Below are 17935 nucleotides of genomic sequence, written 5' to 3' on the forward strand. Positions count from 1 at the left end.
GCTACCATTTTAGAACGTGTTCAATTTTGTAGCTCTTATTGCTTATAAGGCGACAAAAAAGGCGTAACAAATCTTACCTCACTTTCTTCTCCAGTAATTAATTTCCCGCTCTCAATACATTCAATCGTAGATATGGAGCTCGGGATTTTATGATCAAAAAATGTAGCAGTCTTTCCTCGAAAGCAGGTTCCTTTAACTGAAAAAATAGGCAATGTTTCTTGAGTATGTACCAGAGCGCCATGTTTTTGGAATATTAAACGCGACTCATCGGTAGTAAAAGGGATGACTAAATGAAATTTTAGATTCATCAATTGATTATTTTGAACCATAATTTTGTTGTTATAATCCATTAAAAAATGAAAAAAGAAATTTCCTGAGTAACTTGCATCATCTATTATGACCAGATGCTGTAAGTCTGCCCCCGGGACGAAATGGACAAGATCGGTCATTTTGACAATCTCTTTGGGCGCAATAGCAAGATATTTTTCTGCTAATTTAGTAACCCAAAGATTACTTTTATCTGTTCTGCCATCGATGACCAACACGTAATTTCTATCAAACTCGGGAAGAGATAAAAGGAATTCATTGAATTTTCTTATGGTATTTTTTAATCCAAACAAAAAGTGATGATAAGAAATATGCTGTATCGAATCGATAACCTTTCTTGCGACTTCTCTGTCCTGTTCGCTATGTTGCTCTATCCAAGCTTCTGTCTGTTCAATCTGAAGAGGATTAAAAACTGGTTCTTGAACAGGCTTTAGCAAAAGTGGATGCTCAAAGGGAGGCATCGTTGGGGGTATCTGTTTTTTTTGTTGGTTTAAACGCCATTGCCGTTGAATGAGTGTCGCCGCATGATATCGCCTATCCTGTGTCTGTATTAAACGGTTCAGAAATCTCACCTCATGAACGGCCATTTGATCAATGGGGGCCTCGCCGAGATTATTTTTTTTGAAGAAATCCCCGCCTCCTAAATAGAACCGAGTCACTATTATGGGATGAACCACATGCCGTCTTACATATTCATGCAAGAATGTATTACCTTGTTGATCGATGTGCTGATTAACATCTGCTCCTAACTTGAGCAGCAAACTCAATTCTCTGAATGGAGGATGGGTTTGACCTTCGTTTATTAAAAACATTTTTTGCAGGGGAGTTACTTCCTTAGCAAAATGAATTTTGCATTGTTTATTAATTCGTTCTGGAATAGTTGATTCTTGAATCAACATATGGAGAGACTTATCATTTTCGTCGGTAACGTAGTTAAGAACATTTTCAAAATCAAGACCAATTAATAAAAATGTTAATTCTTCGACATTCCCTTCTTCTATTGCTTTTAGTATCTTTTTATGAATAGAAATTTCACTTAACTTCTTCACTCTAACGTTCTTTTATTTTCATAACATCTGGACTATTAAAGCAAAAATTATAGGCAATATAAAGCACAAATAATAATTCTAGCATTACTATTTCATCAGATTGTTGGGTCAAAATAAGGCAGCCTACTTGCGGATACTTTTATGCCAACAAATTACCTTTTTATGTCGATTTCCGCTCAAATAGAACATTATATGACACCGCCCGCGCTACCTAAATCACTAAAGAGATATTTGAACGTGAAGAGTCCCAAATAAAAGCAAACCCGTAAGGAGCAAAGCGGATTATGAGATTATTCCCATCAATTTAAAGATATTGATAAACAATTATTACTATGCTAGCCCCTTTAAAAAGGATAGAATGTGGCCTGTTTAAGTTTTGTGTACATGGACAATGACTTCTATACTTAAATCCGAAAATATTGCTCTATCTCGTCAAGGATTGAGTCAAAATATTAGCGTAAGGCTCACTCTTTCGATTATTTTTGTTTCTTTAGTTTTACGTGTCTTATGCATTGGTTCGCACAATGTATTCGTTGAAGAAGCTTATTATTGGAATTATTCGCAACATCTAGATTTTGGTTATCTAGACCATCCCCCTATGGTCGCTTTGTTAATAAAACTCGCTACCCTGATTTTTGGTACTAATGAATTTAGTATTCGTATTCCCGCATTGTTGTGTTGGGGAGGGGCTGCATTCTTCAGTTTCAAATTAACAGAATTAATTCATCGAGGTTCTGGCCTGAATGCAGTTCTCATATTATCACTCATGCCCTTTTATTTTATACAATCCACTCTAACTACCCCAGATCAACCTGTTTTGCTTTGTTGGTCCGCTGCACTCTATTATTTCTATCGCATTTTTCTGTTCGACGAATCTAAATCCTGGTACAAAGCAGGCGTGTGGCTTGGTCTTGGAATGTTATCCAAATATACCATCGTATTACTTGGCCCTTCGGTACTTCTTTATCTAATCACAGTGCCTTCAGCACGATATTGGTTTACCCGGAAAGAGCCCTATCTTTGCGTATTAATAGCCGCTCTTATTTTTACTCCAGTAATTTATTGGAACTTTATGCACGATTGGGCTTCATTTGCATTTCAAAGCGTGCGTCGATTTAAGTCAGTTAATCGTTTTTCCTTCCATCATTTTATCGGCTTAATCTTCTTATTTTTACTGCCTGCGGGAGTCATGGGGCTTTATCTTTTATTAGATAAAAAATCGACGAATATAGTGAGCATTGAAGTCAAAGCCAAACGGTTTCTACAGATATTTACCTTGTTCCCTTTGATCTTTTTTGGCATCTATAGTCTTAATCATCTCATTAAATTAGATTGGATAGGTCCAGGCCTTATAGCGATTGTTCCTTGGCTTGCAATCCTCACATCTAAAAATAATACGTCTTACAAATTATGGCATATAGGCGCAGTTTTCTTATTATTTTGTTATATTTGCGTCATGGTAATGATCACTCTTAGTCCCTCCCAAAAAGCATCGCAACTATTCTTCCAAAAAATGATTTCGTGGGAAAATCTTACCGAGCAATTCCATGATATAGCAAAAAATGTGAGCCATGTACGAAATACGGATCCCATCCTAGTTCCCCTAGATGTGTATAACATAGGAAGTGAACTTGCATTTTATCAAGCAAAGTTATTCGAACATGGAACAATTCAAGACGTTTACCCCATTGTTGGGAGACATATTTTTAATATGGACAGTTTAATGTATCGATATTGGTCAAACTCGATATCACTTGCTGGAAAGACGCTCATCTTAATTTCTACAAATCTTAATGATTTTGATATACCGACGATTAATGCTAAAGCAGTGGTTTTAGAGCCTCCTCAGAAACTATGGTCTTATAGTCAGGGAAGCAAGAAACCTGTATCTCCTTACTATTATGAACTCGTACAAATGAGATAGTTGTTGTTCCTAATGGCCTTTCAAGTCATGTCATCCTGGTGTAACGAAGGATATCCTTCTCTACGCTCTGGATGACGTAGTCGTGAATAAGACAGATTACATGTTTGCTTTAATCGGACTGTGGTAACTCATCAAATCGTTGTAAATCGGCCCCTTTATCCTCCCAAGACGCACGACTTCCATAGAAGATATGAGCTGTTGGCTCTAAGCACACACCATCATCTAAAGAGCCTGCCGGTAAAACCACGTACCCTCTCTCATCTTGTCGAGGAAGGGGACTCCCGCACGTTTTACAAAACATGCGTTCCTTTCTCGTGTTGTTTAACTTGAAATAACTGAGATTATTCTCTCCCCTCTCCCAGGATAATTGAGCCTTTTCAAAAAACACATTCGCACCATGTATTGTCCCAGTTTCTTTCCGACATCGACTGCAATGACATAAGTACATGACCTTTGGTTTTTGCCCTGTAATACTATATCGGCATGCACCGCATAAGCATTCACCTGTATATCGATTCATTAAAACACTCCTGATATTTTGTAGAGTAATTTAAAGCATTATTAGCAACTATTGCGCCTATCTTCTCGCCCATTTTTGCATCTATTATGGATTTAATTAAGTACAATTCATTCACATAATTTCAATTTAAAAAAAAAAGCACTATGCTGGCTTTTTACTTAATAATTCATTAATCAACATGATGCTATAATGACCAACAAGTACAAACTTTGCGGAAAAAATTATGTTGTCCAAAATTATCTATGTCAAGCAAGCCCACCGACAAGTAAGCTCCAGTTTTAAACATGCTTTTAAGCTGAAAAAAGCAGCGGCAATTATCATTGGTACTGGAGTTGGTACGGGAGTAATACTTTACAACTTGGACTCTAAAGATCAACAACGATTCAAAGATGCTGAAAAACTCTATCGAGCAGACAAAGATCACTTAACGAAAAATGTTGAAACCCAATTTGCCTCAGCGCAAGAATTATTAACTTATGCCGAACAATTACCAATCGGAACAATTCCTCATCCAGGAAAAGAGGCTTATACGCCGAGTCGATCTCAAGAATTAGTCGTTCAAGGATTTACAGGTGGTCTTCTGACTTTGTTCCAACACCCAAAACAACACCAAAAATTGGTAGAAGCCTGCGGGATCGCATTAGAACATCATTTAGAATGCGTCACCGAGAAAGGTCGCAAATATTTCTCGGATTTGGAACTTACCGAAGTCGCTTTAAACTTGCCTAAAGAACAGCTCGAGGAAAGAGCCAAGATGCAAGGAAAAACGTTGAATGAGTATACCTCGATGCTACTTGAGAGGCACCAACATGCTCAAGAGGGTGTTGAAGCCTGTAAGGCGTTCTATATTGATATGCAGCACCGCATAAGCATACATAAACATCTCGCCAAACTCTATCCCGACGCGAGAGCCGCTCTTGAAAAACTAGTAAGCATCGATCCCCAAGAACTATCCAAAATCACTCATCTATCACAAAAAGAATGTCGAAAAATAATTGACGCAGGAATTGGTTCTGCAATGTATGGTCTAGGATTAATCTCGGGTCAAACTGTAGCTGGCTTAAATGGGCAAATTATAAAAGATGAACATTTAGATTCGATTGTAGATATTGCTGAGAAATTGGGCACTCATTGTATGCGTCTTATCTCACTCGCTGAGTCCCTAAAGAAAGAGGGTTTGACTAGCGATGAACGTGCCAAAATAATACACAAAATTAAAAAGGAATACCGAAATAATATTGATGCTATGCGAAACGATGAATTAGCATTAGTAAAACACTCTTATTATGACAGCGAATATTCACAGGCTTTAGCTCATACCTTGGCCTTTGTTCAAGGGCCAGGGCATCTTTTTAGCAATATGGATAGAGCGCGTGTATTTGGTGGTGCAGTTCCTCTCTTCCCTGAAGATGTTCTTTCGTTACATCACCAATCACCTCATTGTATTCATAAAAATCACGGAGATGGACTATCTATCGTTGCGACACAGGGAATAAGAGAACTTCCTGGTATGTTACAGCGTATAAAAATTACTACTTGGCAAGGAGATCAACCCTGGTTAGTCCAGCCTAATGGAAGTTTTGATGGGAAAAAAGCGTTTATTAATGCTATGGATCGATGTTATACACCTTGCATCACCACCCCACGACCGAATGGTAGCTCAAATGATGAATAAGGGGCCTTTGTGTCAAAATCATTTAGAGCAATAGTACACATTTGATTTGAAATGAGTAACTAAAATGAATGAAGACAAAATTAAGGAGCAAAACGTATCTAAGCCAACGGAAATGATGATTTTAAAGCCACGTCAAGAGGTATGTGATCGGGTTATAGAGTACACCATAAAAATGTATGGACGTAATCTCCGATCACCAATAGAAGAATTGGCTGCAGTTCCCAATCGTTGGCTCAGCATCGCCTACCCCATCAGCAAAGCGGATACCAACTCACCTGAGGCGCGCGCTCGGATAATGGGTGGGCTGGCAATTGTTTGTTATTTAAATGATTTAAACGCCGAGCTGGATACGGAAGTTTGTTTTGATTTCAAACAAATGCTTAAATCGATTGACGATTACTTTGAAGTAACCCAGTGTGTGCCTTATATCGAAGAATTCCCTAATATACTTCAGCATCAGCCATTATTCTACGAACCTGGTATTAATCGTGACGTAGCTGTGTCACTGGTATATCCTCAAGAAGAACTGATTCAACGCATTGCAGCGTTGACAGGGCTAACCATGGAAGAAAATGTATTAAAACACATTGCTCAACCGGTACTGATGGATGGAAAAAAAGACCGCGTTACCATCGCTCAGAAATGCATGCATGATTATCAAAAACCAATAATCTATGAAATGATTGGTACTATGATTGCATTAACCCTGATGAATTCAGAGCAAAAATTCGAATTCCAATCCGCAGACACGTATGCAAAATGGGCCGAACAACTCATTGATATGGCCGCAGGAAGCCCTTCTGTAGATGTTGTGGTTAATGCGTCTAACAGGGTATTTTGGTTACCCGACCCCGCTGAATTTCGATAAAACTGCCACAATCTATCTAAACTTCAAACCCTCTGAGTGTGGTTCTTCTGTCCCATGTTCAAGCGCTTTACTAAGATCACGCTGACATCGCTCAAATGTCTCGAAGTGATGCCGGTTAAGCTTCGTTTTCGTCTCAGGAATAGTATGATTTTCAAGGAACCAAAAACAACGCGACTTACGGTATTCATCAGATGAATTATTTCGCATTTCTATGATTTTATCTTGTTCACACCTTGGAACAGCAAGTTTTTCTAAATTTTCTTTCAGTTTTTGACGTTGCTCTGATGCTATTTCTTGTTCAAAAGTATTCTTTTTTGCAGGGCCGATTTTACCAAACATATCCATTTACCTCATAAATATAATAGAGCTAGTCACAAATTTTCTATTTCAGTGGAAATTTTTTTCAATTTGGAACTTTTTTGAATAATACACTTTATTGTTCACTTTGCAAAGATTGAACGATTCATTTGGCCTGCTTCTTTTCTACAGGATAGAAAAATGGAGTACTTTTTGGCCGATACTCCATTTACTAAACATCACCTAATTATTCGTTATACTTATCTATTTTTAATATGGGGGCTCGATTTTAGGTACTAATTCAAATTGTTGATCAAATGCCTCTTGAAACTCTGTTGATAAATGACGAGCGTCACTTAAAACTTCTTTAGGTAACTGTTTAAAAAAGTTTATCTGATTGTCAAAAGCACCTTTATGTACCTGCGTATCCTCAAATAAATTTATTTTAAACGTTTTAGTAGGTATTTGAGCTACTCGTTGTAGGTCACGCTGAGGAGTATCTTGCTTCAAAATAACAGAATCAGCTAATTCGGTTTCAGTTAATGCGATTGCGTAAGGCCCGACAAAAAACGAGTCGCCATGGATTACATTACTCCCAATTTTCATCGTGTATCCAAATGGTATCTCAAAAGCAGCAAAATCAAATGCCCCATCAGGCCGTTCTACTCCAAGTATCAATGCACCACTGCACTCAGGGGACAACGGTGTAAAAACATGAGGAAATGGATGTGTTTCTACAAATAATCCACCACCACCTTTTCTTTTCATTACATAGTCTGGTATGTAATCTGCATCCCATTGATATTCAACCAAGTACAGGTTTTCTAATGACGGCTCATCCACAGCATCCAAAACAAATGATGTATCTAAAGGAATTAACTCGGCACCGTATTTAGCTAAAAACGCTGTGGGTACAGCACGAGCATTCATTTTGGGTATATTCACTACTTGAACATCGGATGGAATAACTAATACTCCTAAACTACCAAAAACACTCGCATCCGTACCACTTACTGCGCATTCCTGATTTTTATTTTTCCATGTTGCCTTAATAGTTAATTCTTGAGGAGAAGCTATTTGAATCACACATCCTACATTAGGTATATCATATTCATCAATTCCAGTTGCTTCCATCATGTTTATTTCTGTGCCTGCTTTGAGAATGGCATGGGCTTTTACTGCTTTCATTAATGGTTTGCTGCCAGGTGTATCAGGATTGCGTCGATCCACCATAGTAGCTTGCAAGCTATGTAAATGCTTGCTCGTAACCTCAGTAGATAATTTGCTTTTCATACACATAGTACAAGTACAAATATCAGCATGCGTTACAGGAGTAGTTACATCAGATGCAAAAGGTTTCTCAAAGAGTTCTTTCATAATTTTTAATTCTCATGTTGCGGCTTAAAAGACTAAGATCGTAAGATATAAAATTAAACAATTTGCAACATTATATCTCATTGCGATTAACGAATTATTAAATAAAAGACAATGAGAACAAAATATAGGCATAACATGGGTATTAAAAATGAAGGAATCGCATGATTAATCGCAAAACTATCAATTAAGGTGCACAACACGAGGGATCAATGTTCCTTTTTATTCATTAGACAGAGAAAAAACGGATTATATATGCGCTTGATGAGCAATATTAACTATATAAACTCAAAATTTGTTAATTCTGAAGAAAACATTTGCATTTGAGTCAATATTTAGATTAATCTGGAGGAGACTCATAAGGAAAAGGAGATCATCATGGGTAGAAAAGCTACAAATGCTCGTCTAGCAAATGGAAATAGTAAAGCAAAAAAAACTTACTCAAATCAGGAGGCGCCACTTTTCTTTAATCAAAAACCAATACCCACCTCATCAGAAATACAAGAAACACAAAATACACAGGAAATACAGCAACCCGTTCAAGAAATAAGTCTACAAACCACCACCGATTTTTTGTTGGCTGGTATTTTACAAGAATTAAAAACCCAAAACATGATTGAGCTAATGAAATTAAAAGCGCAACAAGAACAAGAGCAAGAGGAGTTGCAAACAGCTGAAAAATTGAAAGAGCATGATAACGATCGGTTCAATGAAATCCGAACGTCGATGTATAGTTGATTTAATAGTTACATTCTTCCTAATCAATTAATGCAGTGCAAAGGAGCATCTCTCTGGATCCCGCGGATAACCCCGCGAACAAGTCGTGGGGCGGGATCTATAAAGGAAACAAACTGTCCCAGGACCTAGACTCTGATTGCTCAAGGCATTAAGAAAAATTCAAACAACGTAGATAGGACGAATTAACAAATTCATCTTTTCTGCCTACGTAGGAAACACGCCGACACATAGGCAATAGGGATAAATTATCCCCTCCTTGTATAAAACATGGTAACTTGGAGGTCTTACAAATAGGAGCTTAAGATGTATGCAAAATTAACTAATCCTACCTCAAAAATCCAAACCTTCTTTAAATTAGGCGCTGTGAACCAACAAATGCCATGTAGAAAAGCGGATGAGCTGGAGAAGATGCAGGGCTTACTCAATAGTCAAAGAATTAAACTCATATTTGGTAACTATGGAGTAGAACTTATGTTTCAAGAAGATAGTGTTCGTATATCCAATCTCAATTCTAATGGTGTCATGCGAACCTGTGCCATTGTTCATTTTTCTTTACCCGTTCCACCCTGGTTGCAAGATACTCATAAGAAAATTTACAAAGGGAGCACTATTGGTCAAACGATTAAAGACGATGGATTTGAATTAACCAAAGAGGATACTTATTTTGGAGTTATCGAACTACCTAAGATTGCACAAGAGAAAATGAAAACAGATGAAGAGTCAGCCGCTGTCAATATATATCAATTAGCCGTTAAAAATCCTAAAACCTCTGAATCAAGTATTTATTGTTCGATTACTGAGATTCATAGTCCTTTATACTTAACTCTTGGTGATTTACAGCAATTATCTCTTGAAGGAACAAAACAATATACTGTGATAACAGAGCCAGTACAAAAACATCTCAACAATCTAAACAGCCTGGACGAATTGCTTGTCAAATCCAAAAATATAATTCAGTAACGTCATCGTACTCAGAAAGTGTTGGTTGCATTCAATGCAACCTATCGATTTTTGATCTTATTGCGTTAAGCTAAATGACTTATCTCTTGAAGCAATATGCAATATTGAATCATTATCCTCATTTTTAACAAAACTGAGTTCATAGTCTGCAACAAATTTCGCAACAGCCGCTTTAAATAACACTTCTGTAACCGCAAAAGCTGGACAATTGCGTTGACCTACCGAAAAAGGAACGAATGGAAATTGACCGAGGGTATGATTATTTTTGTTATCTGATTCAATGCCTTCTTTAAGGTGCTGTTTAGGCTGCAAAAAACGTTTAGGATCAAACTCATCAGGATGAGTCCAATATTGCTCCCCTTTTGCTAAAGCATGTAAATCAAAGATAATCATGGTATTAGGAGGGATGTTCATTGATTCCGATGAATACCCGTTTTGAGTATATCGCGGCACTGCAATAGGAGCATCAAACCGCACTGACTCCTTATAAAAAGCATCCAATATGGGTAGCGATTTCAGAGCTTTAATGTCTAATTCTCCGAATGTCAAATGAGCGCCATCAATTTCATCACGAAGCATCTCAAGTAGGCTGGGATCGGACGCCATCTGCTCGAGGCACAATACAATTGCATCCGTTAAATTATCTGCCGCTTTAAGGATCATCGGGAGCGATTGAACTACGGGATTTTCAAAATATCGTCTAATCTCATGAACAGGCAAAGATTTTAAAGCATCTGAATATTCAGTCGCTGATAGCTCTGGGTTTTCATCTTTAAACAAACTCACTATAGAAGCAGCGATTAAATTAGCATTCCCAGGATCCTCTGAATGGAGTTCTGAGACAACTTTGTCGAACTCTTGCTCTAAAATTCCCTTTGAAAAAGCGCGATAAGCATCCCGTTTTTTTCTTAAGCTCGGCATAAAATTAAGCAACTCAGGAAAAGGGAATGCGCCCCAACGTTTTACATCGTTTCTATAAGACTCCATCATGTTATAAGTATCTTCTGGTAATTGCTGGATACCCAACATATTTTCGACCATAACGGCACGCACAATACCGCACACCGAATGACGGATTTTAATATCCGCATCAGGAATTATGCTTTTTTCTATTTCTGTGCTAAGAGGATTGGCAAGTCGAGATGGGGTAAGAAATCGAGATAGATTTTTTCTTGATGCCAGTGCATCATGTCCAATATCTGAAATAATAAAAAAATCATTACCGGAAAAAAACTTAAACGAAGCATGTCCTTTTCGACTTGACTGTTCTTTATCAAATTGATTAATTAATTCAACAAGCTGCGATTGAGACTTTGGCGTAATCACTGCATAGTGTCCTCCCAAATATCCCAAACTGGCAACACTGTATCCTCCTTTGCTGCTTCGTGCTTCAGAGGTCAACGTATGGATCATCTTTTTCGGATCACGAATAAAATCTCTGGTGCGACCAATTCCAAATTGCTCTGCTTGATGCAAAATATTCGCTACAGCTTCATAAGCTTGGTTGGAGTAATATCGAATACTTAAGCCTATTGAATTTTCAAATAACTCACCAAACATACATAACCCCAAGCAAAATATAAGTCAAATTGAACCATCTTAATTCATTTGGAAAGTATTGCCAACATTATTTGTCTATTGTTAATGCAGTATTTGCATCACTTCTTTCGAAACTCAATTCTCATATTAATTTTTAGTCTCAAAAGAAATCGATACATCAGTTATATGAAATAGACATATTAGAAGGGTTTTCAGATTTTGTTTCTTGCAGTTCCTTTTTATAATTATGAGTCATCGTTTTAGTTGAAAGAACGGATGGTGAGAACATGGTGAGTTCTTTATGGAGCATTATTTTTTTATCATGTATGTTTTTTCGATCGACAATGACCGTTTTTGCATCGAGTACTCGTTTTGCCTCTTCCTTACCTTCTGGCAAGATAACGGGGAATTTACTCACGGTATCTAAATAAGCTTTAAGTGCTGTGGGTGGCTGTCCATGTTTTATGTATTCATCAGCAATTAGAGAATAAGCCCAGAAATCTTTGAGATCAAAACTAAGCAGATCCTTATTCGCCTCGAGCATTTTATTCACTTGCCCAAAATCGCCATGTCGTGCATAGGCAAACATGCGCTCTGCAACAGATAAGCGTTGCGATATTTTGAATAAATCTTTGGAATCAATCATCACATCATTAATAACAGGCTCTAAACCAAGCCTCATCGCACAGACATTAACTGCTCGAATGTTCGCCGGCGAAAAATAGGCATGGGTAAAATTAACAAAAGAATTCAAATCTACTGCTTTTTCAGTATTTAGTGCATGAAACAATTCATTGGTATATTTTCCAGTATCGTGCTTGATGACACTTCCTATTTTAAATTGCCACTCATTCTTTTCATCTTTAAAGAAGAGAATATTTTCAAACCCCATAGCATCCATAATAATATTCGTCTTTTGATAGAAATCACGATAATGATTTAGAAACTCAATCATTAGGTCCCGGAGTTTAGGATCGCTCTCTAACCGTTGTATTATGGCGCCGATTCGCTCATCAACCTTCGCATAATCATTAAAATCAAAACTTGCTGCAGAAGAGCCACTATGGATAAGTATTTTATTAACCTTTTCGCACAACACTTTATTGTGTTCCATTAAGTAGGGATCAAGTTCCGCAGGTTCTATTTTAAAATCAAATTTCACTTTAGACTTGAAGCATTTTTCATATGGAACCATTGATAGAGCAGCATTTTTCGGTTCTTTCCCAGGGAGTAAAACCTGATGGGTAACATGGTGTTCCCGAATACACCGCTGTTTATTATCTCGGTCAAAACAATCGTATAAAACAGCATATTTTTTCTCTAACTCTTCAAGCTCCTTAGGGTTGGGATTCTGCTTCATTACCTTAATAACAAAAGGGGCATCCGGAAAACGATAAAGTACATGAGTCCCACCTTCGGCAAAGCGTTCGGCTTTAGTTAAATCAATCGCGCCCGATGCAGTCTTTGGCGCGGAATCTAGCCAACTCTGCTTTAATGGGGTCAGCTTAGGATGTACTTGCGGCAAAAGCACAGCAAATCCAGTGGCCCAAGGCTCTGCTGCATGCCCTCCGTTGTGGAGTTTGCATGGAACCTTTAATTCTTGAGCAAGCGACAGGGTTGCTTGGGTTAGTGGTTCATCACCTAAACCACAGTCGCCTGTTTCCATAGTTCCTGCCTGGAGATGAACATTGACCGCTCCCTGAGGTACTTTCTGCTTAGACAATTCATCATACCCACTCTTGAGCATATGCAATAAATATTGTTGCTCATTTTTATTAGCCAAAGGGGCACGCCAGGTTCGATCCTCTTCATAACGCACAGGCTCATCAACTTCTTCACCTTTTAATCGCAGTAATGAGGGCCCCCACCAAACAGCTGGAGATTGAGCAATCACGTGTCCATAGATATCCGGATGCATTTTCGCTGTATACAAGGCTTGTAGCCCACCCATACTTTGCCCACATAAACCTATTTTTTGAGGATCACTCGTGACGGGAATATCTGCTCGCCTTAATGCGCCTGGAATTTTAGCGAGCATCGCATCGGTATGCAGATCACAACCATATTCTTTAAGCCTTGGCATAGAGGCCCACTGCCCTTTTCCCATAATAGGTGGTGTCGGTGATACGAATACGGCAATAACTGGTTCTATTTTACCTTCAGCAATTAAATTATCTAAAACTTCTTTTGTGCCCATGCGATTTCCAAAGGCATCCTGGTGCAAATGCATATCCCCATCGAGCATCACCTGAATATTGTATTCACTAGGTCCGGAAGCCTTATAACCAGCTGGAAAATAGACTTCAACCATTTGGTCCCCGGACTTTAATTGATAGGGTTCCTCAATCGGCTCGCTTAAAACACCTGTTGCGCTCAGTATGCGTTTTTGAAGATTTCCTTTATTTTCTTGGGATAATTCACGATTTTCATACACCGAGGTAACAATTTTTCCATCGGATAAAGCAATTTTGTTGATAATATTAGGCTTTTGATTCAACTCCCCAGGCTTTACATCTGGATGCATAAAAAAATCGCTGCTTTCATTTGGAGCAACCGAACGTTTTGCCCTCCATTCTCCCTCTTTTTCTTTAGTCATAGAAAGCATATGACCTTTTCCTGATGCATCACGATAACCTAATAACATTTCTTTGGGGACTGGCGTTTCAGGATTTGGCTTATAGATGATGGTCGCAGTCAATTCTGATGAAGTAGCATCAATCTTCACTTCAACGATACCCGCACTTTCTCCAGTTACCACAAATTTAATTGATTCGGACATCTTAGTTTTATTTTAATCTTGGTAGTTCATATTATATTTGAGCTTGATACACACTTTGTTATTTTCTGTGCTGAATTTACACATTATTTGCAGTTTATTCTCCGCGGGTGATCAACCTTATATACCTCAATTAAAACAAAACGAGATTGTAGTTTTTTGTGACAAACCGGACAAACGTCCGGCTATCCTTGAGAATATAACATGGAATCTTGGTGCTTTGATTCATCCCATATTTCCTCTTCTGGCAGGCTTGTTTCAATAAATTCGATGATCGCCCCATGGTCTTCGATCATTGCTACTTTAAAATTTTTTAATGGAAAATAGGGCTCTAAAAGAACATGTTTCCCCTTTATTGCTTCATCAATACATCTCACTTTATAGGCTATATGCGGTTGGGTTTGAATCAGCTTATGCAAAGGACAATTAGGACCAAATCGATGATATTGAATGCGTCCTGGTAACTCTCCTCCTGAGGTATACATATCCATAATGGCACTATAACGCTCACCTGCACGCGGCTCCGTGATGGGTATTCCAACATGATGATATTGATAGTTCATAATAAACCTCAGTACTTTTATTTATTTATATTGTACTCATCAATTACGTGGATATTAATCAACATTATTTTTTGCATTATGAACTATTAGTTTATAATTAATGAATAATTAAACAACCAATATTTGATTATGCTGAATTTCTCTCAATTAAGATGCTTTATAAAAGTAGCAGAGTATCTAAGTTACAATCGCGCTGCAGCCGAACTATGTATTACAGCAACCGCAGTGAGTAAGCAAATTAAAAACTTGGAGGATCAACTTGGTGAAAAACTCTTTATTCGAGATACGCGTAAAGTACAACTGACCGTTTTTGGTTTCGTTCTTCTGGAAAAATGTCAGAAGCTACTTGCAGAGACACAACTTATTGAACAATTTATTGAATCAAGACAAACGCTCCCTCAAGGCCAAATTACCATTTTGGTTTCGAATATTCTTGCCAGGGAATTAATTCTAGACCGGCTTGCTGATTTTATGGCCCAATATCCCTTGATTGAGTGCGAATTTTTATTCTCTGAACAAGATAATGATTTGGCGCGTAAAGATATTGATGTGATGGTTGGCTTTCCGGAAATTCCACCGTTTACAGACCAATTAAAATACAGGAAGATGAACCCCATCAACAATATTCTTTGTGCTGCACCTCGTTTAATTGAACAATATGGGATGCCAGTTCATGCATCCGACTTGATGGCCTTTCCGTTTATTTCCCACAGCTTGAGAAAACCGGCTACAGAACTTCCGCTAGAAAATGGAACTTATCTACCCTGCCCAAAACCCATACTCTTTATGGATGACTTTAATGCGCTAAACCAGGCGTGTAAAAATGGATTAGGACTTTTTTTAACTGGCGACAGACTCGTTGAGCAAGCCCTTAAAGATAAAACACTTATCCATATTTTTCCTGAAATAAAATTTAAACAATATGAGATTTTTACTTTTTATCAGCCTTATGGATCTGAACTACCCAAGATTAGAGCCTTTCTTGATTTTTATATGCCAAATCCAGCATAAAATACCCTTGGAACGTAAAACCACCCTATTTAAATTACATTTCTTAATAATTTTTCTAGACAGTAGGAAACATTTTGTATTCTAATGACTCACCGATTTAGGATAGGAAAAAGGAATATGGCTTTTACAAGGATCTTCTTTTTAATTTTATTATTTAGTATTTATGGAATACAGGAAACTCAAGCAGAGGAAACGGATCAATTTACTCTACCACCTGGTGAATTACAAGACATCGGCCCAGCGGCCAGTTATAGACTTTATGAAGTTCTTGAAAAATCCATCGCACAAACTAATGCAGAAATTCAAATGCTTCTCCCAAGAGCACAGAAGAGTCGGCACTCGGCATTACAATTGGCGACGCGTCGTAAAGCAAGCTACATCGCTGATTTAATATATAAAAATACCGGTCCGGGTTTTCCACGTTGGTTGCGTCGCTTACCTAAAGACTCCAATCCCATGCTCTATAAAGAAGTCTGGCCTTGGAAAACCGTTTATTGGCTCGTTTTTTCGCAATCTCCCTTATTTGTCATTGGACTTGCACCAACGATTAATATGTATGGTTATTATTTTGGTACAGACAAACTTGGTCATTTTTTCATGATGGGCCATACCTATTATAAAATTTATAACTATTTCCTGGATCATGGAAAAACACCCGATCAAGCCCATGCCGCTATTGTTACATACGGTCAAATTCTAGAGCAGACCTATTTAGGTACATTAATTAATGGGGTGTATTCCAATGCGGATTTAGCTGCAAATTATGCAGGATGGAAGTTTTATATGAATCTTGCAAATAGCGTAAAAATTGGAGAACAAACACTTCCCCCAATCCTAGTTTTGCATGGAGATACATGGGAATTCTCCAAACACGTCAATAAGTATAACTTATTGAAACCTTATATTTCAGATAACCTAAATGAAGCCTATAACCCATGTCGTTACGCTTTTATGCGCGATCAAATTCGTAGGCAAGTAAAAAAACGTTGTACTGATTGGGTTAAACGCAACGAGCTCACAAAAGAAATAGTCCTCGCGAAGCTTGAAGAAACCAGCCGCTGGCATGGAGAAGGTTATGGACACTGGCTTCCTGCTAGTAATGCAGTCACTCTCGATGTCTGCTTCGGTGGTAAGTAAATCCTCTCGCCTCTATCAGCACGCATGGCTAATATTAGTGCCTGCGTGCTATAAATTAGCAATAACGCCTCACCTCATAATTTACTCATTTTTAATGGTCTAAAATTCACAGATCCTCTCGTCAAGCTTGTCTATAATTTATACATATAAGGAGCGTACATTGACAAGGAGATGTTAAAATGAAAATTTTGCTTGGTGGAAATACCCTAAGTTTGAGTCAGTTAATGGCTCAGTACGATGTGCAGAATCAGGGTGGAATCTCAATAAATAGCGGTACTGAGTTTGAGCGTACATTAAATCAAAAAATCTGGAGTTTAGGCAATGAGTTAAGAGATATGTTACCCGAAAAACCCATTTTGCCAAATGAGCCTTCGCGTACTACAAAAGAGTGGATCCCTTTTGAAGGGCTATCTTCTATATGGATTGATGATAATCGTCCTGAATCGGAACAATATCGTGATATAGAGAAATCGAACGATGAATATCAGAATGAGTTGAGTGAGTATCAACAAAAACTGAGTTTGTATCAGCAGTTATCCAAAGATTATGAACAAAAAATGAACCTTATTCAAAATGATCAGCTATTTCTTAATAAACGTCTAGAATATCAAGCCTTACAAACCGTCCAAGATGTATATAATTCTTCTACTAAAATCCCTGAGTGGCATGAGGTAAAAACAAAATTAGAACAAGCGATTAATACCTCGGAAACAACCAGAGGCGGCAAGGATAGATTACTTGAAAAAATACAAGAGATTGACAGTAGCAATCAAAGTCCAGAAAGAAAAGTAGAACAAATGATCGATCTCATGTTGCAAGAATACCGCCATATTCTGCGCGGTGGTCTCACGGGTATGTTCTCCAAAGAAACTGGAAGTGGTTTGGCTGAGAAGCTACAAACTTTTTCTCGAGAAACATTAGGTATTGAATTACCTCGTTCTCTCGAAAAAGGGGCGCCCTTGAGCATAGAATCACTTCATCGATCAGGTCGTGTGCGAGATGATTTGTATCAAGGAATGACCAATAAATCACCTGGCGATAAATATGAGGTCCAACAAGGATTTAATATAGGTCTTGGTTATGGCAATGACAATGATCTCTAAACGTAAATTGCACTAAGCTAAGAATATTTTTCTATATTCCCTCTCTGCCTACGTCCCGCGACGTGTTCGCGAGA

The 17935-nt window shown here is 38.0% G+C and carries 15 protein-coding genes; 8 read left to right on the forward strand and 7 right to left on the reverse strand.

Going from position 1 to position 17935, the window contains the following annotated elements; genetic code table 11:
• Positions 1-35: 35 nt before the first annotated feature.
• Positions 36-1376, reverse strand: coding sequence for a phosphoribosyltransferase-like protein (locus ACWTEW_RS34995; RefSeq protein ID WP_454782600.1), 1341 nt, complete (start codon positions 1374-1376; stop codon positions 36-38).
• Between the two features lie 391 nt (positions 1377-1767).
• Here ACWTEW_RS34995 and ACWTEW_RS35000 point away from each other — a divergent pair, with 391 nt between their 5' ends.
• Positions 1768-3300 carry a glycosyltransferase family 39 protein gene (locus ACWTEW_RS35000; protein WP_454782601.1) on the forward strand — a complete coding sequence of 511 codons (1533 nt, stop codon included), beginning with the start codon at positions 1768-1770 and terminating at the stop codon, positions 3298-3300.
• A gap of 109 nt (positions 3301-3409) precedes the next feature.
• Here ACWTEW_RS35000 and ACWTEW_RS35005 read toward each other — a convergent pair whose 3' ends face one another.
• On the reverse strand, positions 3410-3820 hold the full coding sequence (locus ACWTEW_RS35005; protein WP_454782602.1) for a GFA family protein: 411 nt from the start codon (positions 3818-3820) through the stop codon (positions 3410-3412).
• 223 nt (positions 3821-4043) lie between these two features.
• Between ACWTEW_RS35005 and ACWTEW_RS35010 the strand changes: the two genes are divergently transcribed.
• Positions 4044-5495 carry a hypothetical protein gene (locus ACWTEW_RS35010; protein WP_454782603.1) on the forward strand — a complete coding sequence of 484 codons (1452 nt, stop codon included), beginning with the start codon at positions 4044-4046 and terminating at the stop codon, positions 5493-5495.
• A 64-nt stretch (positions 5496-5559) separates the two neighbouring features.
• The gene (locus ACWTEW_RS35015) at positions 5560-6363 is read left to right on the forward strand and encodes a hypothetical protein (RefSeq protein ID WP_454782604.1); all 804 of its coding nucleotides are present in this window, start codon (positions 5560-5562) and stop codon (positions 6361-6363) included.
• Positions 6364-6375: 12 nt separating this feature from the next.
• On the opposite strand, the gene ACWTEW_RS35020 is transcribed toward ACWTEW_RS35015, so the two are convergent.
• Complete coding sequence (locus tag ACWTEW_RS35020) at positions 6376-6702, reverse strand: hypothetical protein (RefSeq protein WP_454782605.1); 327 nt, start codon at positions 6700-6702, stop codon at positions 6376-6378.
• A gap of 228 nt (positions 6703-6930) precedes the next feature.
• On the reverse strand, positions 6931-8037 hold the full coding sequence (locus ACWTEW_RS35025; RefSeq protein ID WP_454782606.1) for a hypothetical protein: 1107 nt from the start codon (positions 8035-8037) through the stop codon (positions 6931-6933).
• 375 nt (positions 8038-8412) lie between these two features.
• On the opposite strand from ACWTEW_RS35025, the gene ACWTEW_RS35030 reads away from it, so the two are divergent.
• Entirely contained in the window at positions 8413-8772 is a 360-nt protein-coding gene (locus ACWTEW_RS35030; RefSeq protein WP_454782607.1) for a hypothetical protein, read from the forward strand.
• Positions 8773-9075: 303 nt separating this feature from the next.
• Entirely contained in the window at positions 9076-9732 is a 657-nt protein-coding gene (locus tag ACWTEW_RS35035) for a hypothetical protein (RefSeq protein WP_454782608.1), read from the forward strand.
• Between the two features lie 57 nt (positions 9733-9789).
• Here the strand turns inward: ACWTEW_RS35035 and ACWTEW_RS35040 are convergent, their stop codons facing one another.
• The 3 genes from ACWTEW_RS35040 to ACWTEW_RS35050 form a co-directional block, all read right to left on the reverse strand.
• Positions 9790-11292, reverse strand: coding sequence for a cytochrome P450 (locus ACWTEW_RS35040; protein ID WP_454782609.1), 1503 nt, complete (start codon positions 11290-11292; stop codon positions 9790-9792).
• 157 nt (positions 11293-11449) lie between these two features.
• Positions 11450-14050, reverse strand: coding sequence for an alpha/beta hydrolase (locus ACWTEW_RS35045; RefSeq protein ID WP_454782610.1), 2601 nt, complete (start codon positions 14048-14050; stop codon positions 11450-11452).
• A gap of 182 nt (positions 14051-14232) precedes the next feature.
• The gene (locus tag ACWTEW_RS35050) at positions 14233-14610 is read right to left on the reverse strand and encodes a helicase (RefSeq protein WP_454782611.1); all 378 of its coding nucleotides are present in this window, start codon (positions 14608-14610) and stop codon (positions 14233-14235) included.
• Between the two features lie 129 nt (positions 14611-14739).
• Between ACWTEW_RS35050 and ACWTEW_RS35055 the strand changes: the two genes are divergently transcribed.
• From ACWTEW_RS35055 to ACWTEW_RS35065, 3 genes are all read left to right on the forward strand, one after another.
• Positions 14740-15621 (forward strand): LysR family transcriptional regulator, encoded by an 882-nt coding sequence (locus ACWTEW_RS35055; RefSeq protein ID WP_454782612.1) that lies wholly within the window; start codon positions 14740-14742, stop codon positions 15619-15621.
• A 117-nt stretch (positions 15622-15738) separates the two neighbouring features.
• A complete protein-coding gene (locus ACWTEW_RS35060; RefSeq protein WP_454782613.1) occupies positions 15739-16758 on the forward strand; it encodes a hypothetical protein in 1020 nt (339 codons plus the stop codon).
• Positions 16759-16937: 179 nt separating this feature from the next.
• The gene (locus ACWTEW_RS35065) at positions 16938-17861 is read left to right on the forward strand and encodes a hypothetical protein (protein ID WP_454782614.1); all 924 of its coding nucleotides are present in this window, start codon (positions 16938-16940) and stop codon (positions 17859-17861) included.
• The last annotated feature ends 74 nt before the right edge of the window (positions 17862-17935 follow it).

It is taken from the genome of Legionella stuttgartensis (assembly GCF_977063405.2).